General features: G+C 42.4%; 9 protein-coding genes and 1 rRNA gene. 7 read left to right on the forward strand and 3 right to left on the reverse strand.

All coding sequences use genetic code 11. From position 1 onward, the window contains the following. Positions 1–4: 4 nt before the first annotated feature. Together ftsH and hslO are read left to right on the forward strand one after the other, a co-directional pair. Complete coding sequence (gene ftsH / locus SH603_RS02390; RefSeq protein WP_169473052.1) at positions 5–2113, forward strand: ATP-dependent zinc metalloprotease FtsH; 2109 nt, start codon at positions 5–7, stop codon at positions 2111–2113. Positions 2114–2203: 90 nt separating this feature from the next. Beyond that, the gene (gene hslO, locus SH603_RS02395; protein ID WP_321534040.1) at positions 2204–3151 is read left to right on the forward strand and encodes an Hsp33 family molecular chaperone HslO; all 948 of its coding nucleotides are present in this window, start codon (positions 2204–2206) and stop codon (positions 3149–3151) included. Here hslO and SH603_RS02400 read toward each other — a convergent pair. Beyond that, positions 3144–4274, reverse strand: coding sequence for an IS30 family transposase (locus SH603_RS02400; protein WP_013923736.1), 1131 nt, complete (start codon positions 4272–4274; stop codon positions 3144–3146). The two genes, hslO and SH603_RS02400, sit on opposite strands and share 8 nt — an antisense overlap. Positions 4275–4523: 249 nt before the next feature. Here SH603_RS02400 and dusB point away from each other — a divergent pair, with 249 nt between their 5' ends. The 4 genes from dusB (at position 4524) to SH603_RS02420 (ending at position 10197) form a co-directional block, all read left to right on the forward strand. Further along, a complete protein-coding gene (gene dusB, locus SH603_RS02405; protein WP_169471511.1) occupies positions 4524–5525 on the forward strand; it encodes a tRNA dihydrouridine synthase DusB in 1002 nt (333 codons plus the stop codon). A gap of 20 nt (positions 5526–5545) precedes the next feature. Beyond that, on the forward strand, positions 5546–7072 hold the full coding sequence (gene lysS / locus SH603_RS02410) for a lysine--tRNA ligase (RefSeq protein WP_169471512.1): 1527 nt from the start codon (positions 5546–5548) through the stop codon (positions 7070–7072). Positions 7073–7697: 625 nt separating this feature from the next. Continuing rightward, a complete protein-coding gene (gene ltrA / locus SH603_RS02415; RefSeq protein WP_321533904.1) occupies positions 7698–9080 on the forward strand; it encodes a group II intron reverse transcriptase/maturase in 1383 nt (460 codons plus the stop codon). A 193-nt stretch (positions 9081–9273) separates the two neighbouring features. Next, entirely contained in the window at positions 9274–10197 is a 924-nt protein-coding gene (locus tag SH603_RS02420; RefSeq protein WP_321534041.1) for an IS30 family transposase, read from the forward strand. Between the two features lie 43 nt (positions 10198–10240). Here the strand turns inward: SH603_RS02420 and SH603_RS02425 are convergent, their stop codons facing one another. Further along, positions 10241–11209: an arylsulfotransferase family protein gene (locus tag SH603_RS02425; protein WP_321534219.1), complete on the reverse strand. Its 969-nt coding sequence runs from the start codon at positions 11207–11209 to the stop codon at positions 10241–10243. Between the two features lie 40 nt (positions 11210–11249). After that, a complete protein-coding gene (locus SH603_RS02430; RefSeq protein ID WP_321534042.1) occupies positions 11250–11654 on the reverse strand; it encodes a hypothetical protein in 405 nt (134 codons plus the stop codon). 915 nt (positions 11655–12569) lie between these two features. Between SH603_RS02430 and SH603_RS02435 the strand changes: the two genes are divergently transcribed. Continuing rightward, a 16S ribosomal RNA gene (locus SH603_RS02435) occupies positions 12570–14145 on the forward strand. Positions 14146–14292 lie beyond the last annotated feature (147 nt).

Below are 14292 nucleotides of genomic sequence, written 5' to 3' on the forward strand. Positions count from 1 at the left end.
TGTTATGAACAACAATCGTAAAAAAAATAATTTTACTCATAACGTTCTCTTCTATGCCGTGATGTTCTTGTGTATTATGGGAATCGCCTACTTCTTCTTTGGGGGTAATACCTCAACAGGACAAAGTAAGACAGTTTCCCAAAGCGAGTTTATCTCCGAACTGAAGAGTAATAAGGTTAAGAGCGTTCAGCTTCAGCCAAATGGTGGTGTATATAAGGTTACTGGTACTTACCGTAAACCCCAGTCAAATAATGACAATTCCGCCAACAATACTGGTTTTGCTCTTACACCACAACGAAACAATAAGGTAACTCAATTCCAAAGTTCTGTTTTGGAAAGTGACGTAACTATTAGTCAACTTCAAAACTATGCTAACCGTCATAATGTAAAGATTAGTACTCGTGCTGAAGAATCTAATAGTGTCTGGATGAACCTGTTGTTGACTGTCTTGCCATTAGTCATCATGATTTTCTTCTTCTACATGATGATGGGCCAAGCTGGTCAAGGTGGCGGCGGTCGTGGAGTGATGAGCTTTGGTAAGACCAAGGCTAAGCCATCTGATGCTAAGAAAAACAAAGTTCGTTTCTCAGATGTTGCCGGTGAAGAAGAAGAGAAACAAGAATTGGTTGAAATCGTTGAATTCTTGAAGAATCCAAAGAAATTCACTAAGCTTGGTGCTCGTATTCCATCTGGTGTTTTACTGGAGGGGCCTCCAGGTACTGGTAAGACCTTGCTAGCTAAGGCGGTTGCCGGTGAATCAGGGGTACCATTCTTCTCAATCTCTGGTTCTGACTTTGTTGAAATGTTCGTCGGTGTTGGTGCTAGTCGTGTTCGTGACTTGTTTGAGCAAGCTAAAAAAGCTGCTCCAGCAATCATCTTCATTGATGAAATTGATGCTGTTGGTCGACGCCGTGGAAATGGCATGGGCGGCGGTCACGATGAACGTGAACAAACCTTGAACCAATTGTTAGTTGAAATGGATGGTTTCCAAGGTGATGAAGGAATCATCGTCATGGCAGCTACCAACCGTTCTGATGTCTTGGATCCTGCCTTGTTGCGTCCAGGACGTTTTGACCGAAAGATTTTAGTAGGGCGGCCAGATGTTAAGGGTCGTGAAGCCATTTTACGAGTTCATGCTAAGAACAAGCCAATGGCAAGTGATGTTGATTTAAAGGAAATTGCTAAACAGACTCCTGGTTTTGTCGGGGCTGACTTAGCTAACCTATTAAACGAAGCGGCCTTATTAGCTGCGCGACGGAACAAAACTGAAATTGATGCTGCGGACTTAGATGAAGCAGAAGACCGGGTAATTGCTGGACCAGCTAAGCATAACCGTGTCCAATCTGAACAAGAACGAAAGACTGTTGCATACCACGAAGCAGGTCATACCATTGTGGGTCTTGTATTAAATGACGCACGAGTTGTTCATAAGGTTACAATTGTTCCACGTGGGCGCGCAGGTGGATATGCTATCATGCTTCCACGTGAAGATCAGATGTTAATGTCGAAAAAGAATGCGATGGAGCAAATCGCTGGTCTGATGGGTGGACGGGCTGCTGAAGAGCTTGTCTTTAAGTCACAATCTTCAGGAGCTTCGAATGACTTTGAACAAGCAACCCAAATTGCTCGTTCAATGGTTACCCAGTACGGAATGAGTGATAAGATTGGTCCAGTAGAACTGCAAAGTTCTGGTCAGGTCTTTACAGGTCAAGGCTATGACCAATCGCCTTACTCCGAAAAGACTGCTGCTTTAGTTGATGAAGAAGTATGTCGAATCTTAACTGAAGGGCACGAAACTGCCTTACACATTATTGAGACGCACCGTGAACAACATAAGCAAATCGCTGAAGCATTGCTCAAGTACGAAACGCTTGATGAAAAACAAATTCTTAGTCTTTATAAGACTGGAAAAGTTCCTGATAAGGATGTTGCTGCTGAAGACGAAGAGGCACGCGCACGAACCTTTGAAGAATCCAAGCGTGAACTTGAACGATTGGAAAATGAGCGTCACGATGAAGCAAAGGATAATCAAAACGATTTATCCGATACTAAGAGTGACAACTCAAATGATTCACAATCAAGTGATGATTCGGACAATTCTGAAAACAAGTAAACTATTGAAAAGACGGAAGATACAAAACCTGATTGGTAGGTGGTGGTCTTCCGTCTTTTCTTTAGGTTAAATTTTAAGGAGGAAGTTAAAATGAAAACAACAGATTATTTAGTAAAGTCAATGACTAAGGATGGAAAGTTTCGGGCTTATGCTGTAAATGCTACCCAAGTCGTTCAAAAGGCACACGAAATTCATGATACATGGAGTGCTTCTTCTGCTGCTCTTGGTCGAACGTTAATTGGAACGATTCTTTTGGCTACTTCTAGCTTACAAGGAGAAGCAGGAATGACGGTTAAGATTCAAGGGAATGGTCCGGTTGGCTTTATTATTGCGGATGGAACTGCTGAAGGAACGGTAAAAGGCTACATGGGTAATCCACATGTTTCTTTACCAGCAAATGATAAGGGAAAGATTGACGTTGCAAAGGCAATTGGTAATCAAGGGACCCTTTCTGTAACCAAGATGGCTCCTGGCGACAAGACACCTTATACTGGCGAAGTAAATTTAGTTTCTGGTGAACTTGGTGATGACTTTACTTACTACCTTGCTCAATCTGAACAAATTCCTTCAGCGGTTGGTCTTTCAGTATTCGTTAACCCTGATGAAAATATTGACGTTGCTGGTGGCTTCATGATTCAAGTAATGCCTGGTGCTAGCGATGAAGAAATTAGCAAACTTGAAAAGACATTGAAGGGCTTGCCATTGGTATCACAGATGTTACGTGATGGTGATACGCCAGAAGATATTTTGAAGAAGATTTTTGGCGAGGACTTAAAGATCCTTGAAACAATGCCAGTTCGTTATGCATGTGATTGCTCGAAAGAACGTTTTGCCCATGCCCTTGCAAGTATTTCTAAAGACGATATGAAGAAGTTGATTGATGAGGACCACCATGCGGAAGCTGTTTGCCAATTCTGCGGGAAGAAGTACGAATTTAACGAAGACGAATTAAAGAAGATCTATGCGGAAATGACTGCGAATGATGATAAAAAATCAACCCTAAATTTCAAGAATAAGTTAGCCACTGGACTCAAATAAATAATACTGACCAATTGATTATTGGTTGATGGAGCTGTGATATCTCTTGGTAGAAGGCCTTACGATAGATATCCATTGACGAATGTCCATTAAACATAGCTCGTGGATAGTGATTCATCCAATCATTAGTCGCTATGATCTGAGCACTACTATAGTTATTTATAGCTTCACCTTTGGTAATCTCCTTGCGGAGAAACCGGTTATTGATCTCATTGGATCCACGTTCCCAAGGGGAATACGGATCAGCATAGAAAACATGATCGTGAACTTGTGTTAACTCACTAAATTCTGAACCGTTGTCAGAGGTTATTGTCTTAAAGATGCGATAGTAAGCATCTGTGCCCATTTTCTGGCGTAAATTTATAAAGAACTGATTTACTGCATGCGCAGTTTTACCAGCAATTTTACTCGTGATATTAACTCGTGAAAGGCGATCAGTCATTACTAGTACAACACTGTCATTACCGTTTTTCTGTCCCTGAACTGTATCTAGTTCCCAATGGCCAATTTCGGACCGTTGGTCCGCAGTTTGAGGTCGTTGAGCAATATTAGGCCCTAAGCACCTTTTAGCTTGCGGATGAGTTCGATGATGCTTACGTTTAGGTTTTTCAAAGAGGTCTAAATTGGACGTACGAAGCACACCCTCATTAATCCATTGATATAAAGTTACAACCGACTTTGGGATCAGGGTGCCATCATTCATTAAATCTCGAGCCTTATAAATAACCGCTTGTGGGGAGTAATGGTGGTCGTCAAACTCACCAAGCATTAGCTGATCAGCTAATCGTAAAAATTGCTTTGAAGAATAATATAAGCGACGACGACCAGAATGGCGGTGATGTTCAAGATATGTGGCCTGACCAGCTTCATAACTATAGATGTAGTAAGAATATTCGTAAATCTTACCATTAGATTTTTGACGACGAAGTTGGCGGACCGTACCACGGTTGAGCTCGTTATTAATTGTTTGATGATTAACTCCTAATTGGCGACCAATTGCGCGATTGGAAAGTCCTTGCGACTTTAAAGTCGCAATCATCACACGTTCTTCTTTAGTAAGATGAGCATTCTTTTTATGAGTAGTCAATAAACTAGTAGACATGGTATCATTTAAGTGCGTCATTTGACGGACATCCTTTCATATAGGTTTGGTTCACTTAATATGATACCTGATGTCACGCCGAATGGCGTTTTTTATTTACCACCAACTGGGTGGCTAACTTCATTCTATAATCCACCATAAAAAATCAACAGATGAAAAGTAATTTTTGGTGCTAAGCGCGTTGATATGCTATGATAGTTGAGTTATCGGACAATTAAAAATGAAACTGGATGGCCAGCACAGTTTCTTAAGCAGTAATGAGGTGAAAAAATGAAGTGGAAGATCGGTAACGTTGAAATTCCTAATCAAGTTGTTGTTGCACCAATGGCCGGAGTAACCAATTCCGCCTTTCGGGTTATCTGTAAAAGATTTGGTGCTGGCTACGTTGTCTGTGAAATGATCTCAGACCGTGGCATTATGTACCATAATCAACGCACTTTGGATATGATGGATGTCGACCCTGAAGAACATCCGATGGGAATTCAAATTTTCGGTGGAACCAAAGAGACATTAGTTGAGGCTGCTAAGTATGTGGATCAACATACAGCAGCTGACGTGATTGATATAAATATGGGGTGTCCTGTTAATAAGGTTGTAAAAACTGACGCGGGTGCACGATGGTTACTGGATCCTAATAAAGTCTATGAAATGGTGTCATATGTTACTGATGCTGTTAAGAAGCCAGTTACCGTTAAGATGCGAACCGGTTGGGATGACAAGCATATTTTAGCTGTGGAAAATGCTCTAGCAGCTGAACGGGCAGGAGCTAGCGCGATTGCGATGCATGGTCGAACTCGAAAACAAATGTATACGGGACAAGCAGATTGGAATATACTAAAAGAAGTAGCGAGTCAATTGAAAATTCCGTTCATGGCTAATGGTGATGTGAAGACACCAGAAGATGCTAAGAAGATTCTTGATATGACTGGCGCAACTGCCGCAATGATCGGTCGGGCAGCGATGGGTAACCCATGGATGCTAAAGCGGACTGAACATTACTTAGAGACTGGTGAGCTGCTCCCAGAAGCAACTCCAGAACAAAAAATTGAAATGGCTAAAGATCACCTTAATCGTTTAGTTGATTTAAAGGGTGAATATGTTGGTGTTCGTGAGTTCCGTGGGTTATCGACGTACTATATCAAGGGTATTCCGCGTGCTGCCCGGACTAAAGTAGCGTTAGTCGAGGCAGAAACACTTGATGAAATGAACGATATTTTTGACCGCTTTGCTGAACAAACTGCAGAACGGGCTGCAAAAAGACAGCAAGCCTAATTACGAGGAGGAGAACTTAAGTGTCACAAGAACTAGATCAAATGCGCGTTCGGCGTGAAAAAATGGAAGAGTTAAAAGAAGCGGGGATTGAACCATTTGGCCGCCGCTTCAAACGAGACCATCTTGCCCAAGACTTGCATGATAAGTTTGATCAATACGATAAAGAAGAATTAAACGAGATGGGCGCCAAAGTAATTATTGCGGGTCGAATGACAAGAAAGCGGAGTAGTGGTAAGGCTGGTTTCGCTGATTTTGTTGATCGGACTGGTAAGATTCAAGTTTACGCTCGTAAGGATATGGTAGGGGATGAACCTTACCATGTTTTCAAGCGGTCAGATATTGGTGACTTCCTTGGAATTGAAGGGGATGTTATCAAGACAGATACAGGTGAATTAACTGTTCGTGCACATAAAATTACCTTCTTGTCAAAAGCATTGCGTCCACTTCCTAATAAGTGGGATGGGGTTACTGATCCTGAAACTATCTATCGTCAGCGCTACCTTGATTTAATTTCTAACCCAGAAAGCTTCAAGCGTTTCCACCAACGGACAGCGATCATTAAGGCCGTCCGGAAGTACATGGATGATAATGGCTTTACAGAGGTTGAAACCCCAATTTTGAACACCCAAGCTGGTGGTGCTAATGCGCGTCCATTTATCACTCACCATAATGCGCTTGATATTGATATGTACTTGCGGATTGCTACCGAATTGTACCTTAAGCGGTTAATCGTTGGTGGCTTTGAACGGGTATACGAATTGGGCCGGATTTTCCGAAATGAAGGGATGGACCCTCACCATAACCCTGAATTTACAACAATGGAAACTTATGCTGCTTACTTTGACTTCCAAGATGTTATGGATGAAACAGAAGGAATCGTTAAGGCAGCCGCTAAAGTTGTTTCAGATGATGGAAAGATTACTTACCAAGGACATGAGATCGACCTTGGAGGAAACTTTAAACGGATCACGATGGTGGATGCCGTTAAGGAAAAGACTGGCATTGACTTCAGCGATGAATCAATGACGGACGAAGATGCTAAGAAGTTAGCCGATGAACACAGGGTTGAATATAAGCCTTACTGGACAAAGGGCCATATCTTGAATGCATTCTTTGAAGAGTTCGTTGAGGATACGCTTATTCAACCAACTTTTGTCTATGAATTCCCTGTCGAAGTTTCACCATTAGCAAAGCGGAATGCTGATAATCCTGCGATGACTGATCGCTTCGAATTGTATGTTGATGGTAGCGAATTGGCAAATGCCTTTAGTGAATTAAACGATCCAATTGACCAGAAGGAACGTTTTGAAATGCAAGCAAAGGAAAAAGCTAATGGTAATGATGAAGCTGAACCAGTCGACTTGGATTACGTTCAAGCCCTCGAATACGGGATGCCGCCTACTGGGGGACTTGGTATTGGAATCGATCGGCTTGTAATGCTCCTTACTGATGCTAAATCTATTCGGGATGTTATTCTCTTCCCAACAATGCGTCCAGAAAAGGAAACTAAGAACGATTCCAAGAAAAAGAAGAATAAGAAGAAGTAAGCTAAATGGTTGCTAATAGCCTTTGTAAGTGATTCAGAATAGAATTTACCATTAAAAAGTAAATGCGATTGAGGGTATGTATACCCCAAATACACCATTTTTAGAGGATTAATATAAGAAGAGTCCAACACAAAAACTTTAAGAACCCGTATCTGATTTACTCAGGTACGGGTTCTTTTTTAGTGCGCCCGGCATGGGTATTAGCTAGGTGGTGAAAGTCCGCTATGGGCCGTAGTAGTCGGAACCATGAGCTGAGGACAAGGGTGTCCACCGTGAGGTGGAATCTGAAGGAAGTCTAAGGCAAAGTACTGCATCGATGAACAAGAAGTAGCTATAAGGCTGGAATTAACTGGATAAGGCTGCTAGACAAGTTGAAGTCCAATACTACTCGAAGTTGGTCTCAGTAAAGCTAACGATGACATGGTACGAAAGCTAATATTCTTACCCGGGGAGATCTGGCCTACACGTTTCCGACAAGAGGAATAAGTTTAATTTCCACAGAAACAAGCGGTGCAGTGATGCAGTGTTGAGTAAGCCAGAAGTCAGCCGAGGTCATAGTAGTTTGAATAATCAGATGAAGGACTGAACGACAATAACTTGTAACTTATATCGGAGGTGTAATCAGGTGCGACAATCGCAGAAAACAGAACAACAAGCTGACCGCTTGTCGAGGATAGGTTTGGAAAACCGAAAGTACACAAGGGCGCGTAGTACCGGTTATGGTGAAGGTAAAGGTATGAGTGTCACTATCCAAGACCTGGTCTTGGATCGCAATAACCTTAATCAGGCTTATTTGCGAGTTAAGAGAAATAAAGGAGCAGCAGGCGTTGACGATATGACAGTCAATGACCTTCTGCCATATCTCAGAGAAAATAAGACGGAACTGATCGCTAGTTTGCGTGAGGGCAAGTATAAACCAGCTCCAGTCAAACGGGTAGAAATTCCGAAGCCTAATGGTGGAGTAAGAAGACTTGGAATACCAACGGTGGTGGACCGAATGGTTCAACAAGCTGTAGCCCAAATTCTTACGCCTATCTTTGAGCGTATTTTCTCTGATAATAGCTTTGGCTTCCGTCCCCACCGTGGGGCCCATGACGCTATTTCAAAAGTAGTAGATCTTTATAATCAAGGTTATCGAAGAGTTGTCGACTTAGACCTAAAAGCCTATTTTGATAACGTTAATCATGACTTGATGATTAAGTATCTCCAACAATATATTGATGACCCATGGACACTAAGACTCATTCGTAAGTTTCTAACTAGCGGAGTCTTAGACCATGGGCTTTTCGCTAAGAGTGAAAAAGGAACCCCACAAGGAGGGCCATTGTCACCACTACTGGCGAACATCTATCTAAATGAGTTGGACGAAGAGTTGACTAGACGTGGTCACCACTTTGTGCGCTATGCGGATGATTGTAACATCTATGTTAAAAGTCAACGAGCCGGAGAACGAGTAATGCGAAGCATTACCCAGTTTCTAGAAAAGCGCTTGAAAGTTAAAGTGAACCCAGATAAAACCAAAGTCGGTAGCCCGCTACGGTTGAAGTTTCTTGGCTTTTCGTTGGGTGTAGACCACAATGGGGCCTACGCCCGTCCAGCTAAGCAATCGCAACAACGAGTAAAGAAAGCACTGAAGTTATTAACTAAACGTAATCGTGGAATATCTCTGACAAGAATGTTTGAAGAAATTCATCGAAAAATGCGTGGGTGGCTTCAGTACTACTCAATTGGGAAACTAACTAACTTTATTCAACGCCTTGACAAGTGGTTGAGGGTCCGAATAAGGCAGTATATTTGGAAGCAATGGAAAAAGTTTAAAACTAAGGTAACTAACTTACAGAAGTTGGGGCTGCCCCAGCATGATGCATATGTCTTCGCTAGTACCCGAAAGGGCTACTGGCGAACTGCACATAGTAAGACCTTGAGCTATTCTCTAACTAATAGAAAACTGGAACAACTCGGACTTATGAATATGTCCAAGACGCTCCAGTCAATTCAATGTGATTAAGTTGTCGAACCGCCGTATACGGAACCGTACGTACGGTGGTGTGAGAGGTCGATAATTGAACTAATCAATTATCTCCTACTCGATTGTTAATATGGCAGATTGTAAAATTTAAGTTGAACATTTAAGTGGACAGAAAAACCCATCAAGGTCTTTAATGGTGTTACCACACAATCCATTAGAAAGAAGGACCTTGATGAGCACCACTATTTTATCATTCCAGAACCGTGTTGTCATTGAAACGCTTCATAATGAAGGACGTTCCTTGCGATACATCGCTAACTACTTAGGCTTTAGTAAGACCACCATCTTTAACGAACTTCACCGGCTAAATAGTGGGTATCAAGCTGAACTAGCGCAAACTGACTTTGAACGCAAGGTTAGTCAACGGGGGCGGAAGTCTTCACTCACTAAAAGCCTTAAGCACTTGATTGAGGAAAAGATTCAAGTCCAGAAGTGGTCCCCTGAACAAGTTGCCCATGTAGTTGGGATTGCCTACAAGACGGTCTATAACTGGATTGATCAAGGATGGCTTGATGTACAGTTACCCGATTTGCCTGATCATGGAATTCGTCGTCATCGTGCTAAAGAAAAGCGTGGTACGTTCAGTCACGGCCGCTCCATTGAGGAGCGTCCTCATAAAGTCGAAACTCGCCAAGAATTCGGCCACTTTGAAGCTGATACCGTACTTTCTGGCAAACGTAAAGGTCAAGCTGTGGCGACTTTTGTGGAGCGTAAGAGTCGCCTGACAATTGTTAAACGGCTCCATGGTCGCGACAGTCAGTCCATGACTCAAGCCGTACTTGAACTAGCTAGTCAACTTCAAGACAAGCTCAAGACGCTTACCGTGGATCATGGGAAAGAGTTCGCTAACTATCAGGCAATTGAACAGCTAACGGGTACTCAGGTTTACTTTGCCCATGCCTATTCACCGCACGAACGCGGTAGTAATGAGAACCGTAATCGAGTTTTGCAACGGTTTATTCCCAAGGGACAAGCCATTGAAGAGCTGAGCGATCGCCAGCTGGTTCAAATCAATTGGTATCTGAATTCCCGACCACTTAAATGTCTTAACTGGCACACACCAATCGAGATCTTCTTGATTAATCTACGTCACTAAATTCGTTCAAGTTATTTCTTGCAATCTGCCATATTGAAAAAATCTAATTATTATTTTGGGCTGGTGATGGTTTATTATAGCCATAAGCTCCAGTGACTGAAACAGTAGTATTTGGATTAAGACTTGGATCAGCAGCTCCTGGTAGGTGAAACTCACTATTAGCTGGCGGAGTTACTGCTATTTCTGTTGAGGGAGATAATTGGGGAATCCAATCATAAGGAATCCGATAAGCCCGATAAATTAGATGATCAGCAATATATGGATAAATATATTCCCAAACTATTTCGTGACTTGGCGTAACCTCTAAGAAACGTCCACCGGCACCTTCGTCAATTAATGTATTTTCATTTGGAAGTCGTTGGACGCTACCTTCTAATGGAGAGTAGAAGTAATTAGCGTGGGCTGCTGCTTTATAGCCCATATCCTTTGCAGAGAAGCTCCATTTCTTTTCTAAAGTAATTGGGTTAAATTCAATAACTTCTGATCCATCAATGCGTGTTGTTCTCATTCCAGTTGAGGAGGTTTGATTAGGTGCACCATAGCCGGCCCAGCCTCCATTATCAAGAGCAAGAATATTTCCTGCGCCAGGTAAACCTTTAGGAATTAAATGTACATTATGCATCCCTACTAAGGGTCCTAAATTACGTAAAGTAAAACTCTTAGTAAAGTCGGGACCTAATAACCAAACGATTTTCCCGGTATCGTGGTCAACAATCCAGCTCATCATTGCTTCACGTGAACCCATTAGAATGTTATTCGGTTTAAATCGCTGGTCACCCTGATCAAACCAATTATTTGGTCCAAGGTAGCTAGCATAATTAATATGAAATACATCCCCTTCTTTACTAGCAGATTGAAAGTTAGGGTTCTTAAAGATTGCATTTTTTTGTTCATCGGTTAATGGAAAATCATTAAAATGATCTAATGTACTCCAAGACCAAAGCTTGTTGCCATTGCGGTCAATTTCTAATAAGACATGGTCAAGAAGAGGATAGGGTGATATCGAGCCAATTTTTCGATCATGGTGAGTAAGAAGTAAAACTTGTTTAAAGTCATCTTTTGTTTCTTGTCCAGGTACAAAATACCCTTACAGGATTTCCCTCAAGCTGATAATCGTGGTGCACTCTTGCAACCCATGTTTTGCCGATGCCTTGATCGATAACTTCTTCATTGTGGGTAAATGACCATCGAATGTTACCATTCCAATCAATTTCGGTTAAATCTGCATAGTCTTGATAAGCGTCACTGCTTTTTCGACAGCGTAAAGAGCCAAAAACCTGACCACCTTTAATCATTTTATTAGGGAAGCCTTGTAGATCTTTCCATTCATGAACAATTTTTCCGTTCATATCGATTAAGATTGTACCTTCATTTTTAGCGTTGAATAATGTATAGCCCGACCAAGTTTTACTAGGTTTGAAGTTAGTAACTCCGGTTGGAAATATTGATTGTCCCATTTTCCCACTCCTTTGATTGTTCAAAACTTAGAAAGTGGTAAGTGCAAGTTAGAGAGACTTTTTACTGCTGTGATGATGGCAGGTTCTGTGGTGTCTAGACCAGTGATAACAAAATAATCTAGTGCTTTTAGTAGGATCTGTTCTTAACACTTCCCAGATATCGCTTACATTATTGATCAAATAAATATTATAATCAATAATTTTGCAGAGCTAAGAATTACCAATTACTTTAAAATTGGCATATCGTAGTAAATATTAATAGCACTCAAACTGGAAGCCAAGAACTGCGGTAATTAACCAGGATTTTTGAGTTTATTTTAGAAAATCAGAAAAGATAATTTCATGGGGTTAAGTTAGATATAGTAGAAGGAATTTTTTGGAAAAAGTTAGTGATGCAAATTCCGTGAGTTTTTACTAAATTAAAGATTATTTACCAATTATTCCTGCTTTAATACATACAATTAAATTTGGTGAAAAGCAGAAAGTTCGGTTATTTTAAATAATGAAAAAAGTTAAAAAAGGTGTTGACGAAAGGATGAAATCCATGTATAGTAGTTATCGTTGTCAAAACAGTTAAGTGCTGTTAAGTTGATTCAACAAAAAAAGTTAAAAATAATTGTTGACATCGACTTGGTAACATGATATATTAATAAAGTTGCTGATTGAGTTATCGATCAAAAGAAATTTAAAAATAATTAAAAATTCTTCTTGACAAGTTGATCTGATACATGTTATAATAAACACGTTGATTGGCTGCTTGATTAGCCAACAGGTAGACCTTTGAAAACTGAACAAAGTTTCGACGAATCAAATGTGTAGGGTCTTCAATCACGATGTGATTTGAAGCAAAACATTTGCGAAGTCAATTCGCTTAATAACAAAGATAATTGAGAGCTATTCAAGTTCTTATATATTTTATATGAGAGTTTGATCCTGGCTCAGGATGAACGCCGGCGGTGTGCCTAATACATGCAAGTCGTACGCACTGGCCCAACTGATTGATGGTGCTTGCACCTAATTGACGATGGATCACCAGTGAGTGGCGGACGGGTGAGTAACACGTAGGTAACCTGCCCCGGAGCGGGGGATAACATTTGGAAACAGATGCTAATACCGCATAACAACAAAAGCCACATGGCTTTTGTTTGAAAGATGGCTTTGGCTATCACTCTGGGATGGACCTGCGGTGCATTAGCTAGTTGGTAAGGTAACGGCTTACCAAGGCGATGATGCATAGCCGAGTTGAGAGACTGATCGGCCACAATGGAACTGAGACACGGTCCATACTCCTACGGGAGGCAGCAGTAGGGAATCTTCCACAATGGGCGCAAGCCTGATGGAGCAACACCGCGTGAGTGAAGAAGGGTTTCGGCTCGTAAAGCTCTGTTGTTGGAGAAGAACGTGCGTGAGAGTAACTGTTCACGCAGTGACGGTATCCAACCAGAAAGTCACGGCTAACTACGTGCCAGCAGCCGCGGTAATACGTAGGTGGCAAGCGTTATCCGGATTTATTGGGCGTAAAGCGAGCGCAGGCGGTTGCTTAGGTCTGATGTGAAAGCCTTCGGCTTAACCGAAGAAGTGCATCGGAAACCGGGCGACTTGAGTGCAGAAGAGGACAGTGGAACTCCATGTGTAGCGGTGGAATGCGTAGATATATGGAAGAACACCAGTGGCGAAGGCGGCTGTCTGGTCTGCAACTGACGCTGAGGCTCGAAAGCATGGGTAGCGAACAGGATTAGATACCCTGGTAGTCCATGCCGTAAACGATGAGTGCTAGGTGTTGGAGGGTTTCCGCCCTTCAGTGCCGGAGCTAACGCATTAAGCACTCCGCCTGGGGAGTACGACCGCAAGGTTGAAACTCAAAGGAATTGACGGGGGCCCGCACAAGCGGTGGAGCATGTGGTTTAATTCGAAGCTACGCGAAGAACCTTACCAGGTCTTGACATCTTGCGCTAACCTTAGAGATAAGGCGTTCCCTTCGGGGACGCAATGACAGGTGGTGCATGGTCGTCGTCAGCTCGTGTCGTGAGATGTTGGGTTAAGTCCCGCAACGAGCGCAACCCTTGTTACTAGTTGCCAGCATTAAGTTGGGCACTCTAGTGAGACTGCCGGTGACAAACCGGAGGAAGGTGGGGACGACGTCAGATCATCATGCCCCTTATGACCTGGGCTACACACGTGCTACAATGGACGGTACAACGAGTCGCAAGCTCGCGAGAGTAAGCTAATCTCTTAAAGCCGTTCTCAGTTCGGACTGTAGGCTGCAACTCGCCTACACGAAGTCGGAATCGCTAGTAATCGCGGATCAGCATGCCGCGGTGAATACGTTCCCGGGCCTTGTACACACCGCCCGTCACACCATGGGAGTTTGTAACGCCCAAAGTCGGTGGCCTAACCTTTATGGAGGGAGCCGCCTAAGGCGGGACAGATGACTGGGGTGAAGTCGTAACAAGGTAGCCGTAGGAGAACCTGCGGCTGGATCACCTCCTTTCTAAGGAATAAAACGGAACCTACACATCGAAGAAACTTTGTTTAGTTTTGAGGGGTTTACCCTCAGAGCTTGTACTTTGAAAACTAAATACTATCTAATTTCTTTATTAACAAAACAATAAGCCGAGAACACCGCGTTATTTGAGTT

The organism is Limosilactobacillus reuteri, assembly GCF_034259105.1.
Lineage (GTDB): Bacteria > Bacillota > Bacilli > Lactobacillales > Lactobacillaceae > Limosilactobacillus > Limosilactobacillus reuteri_G.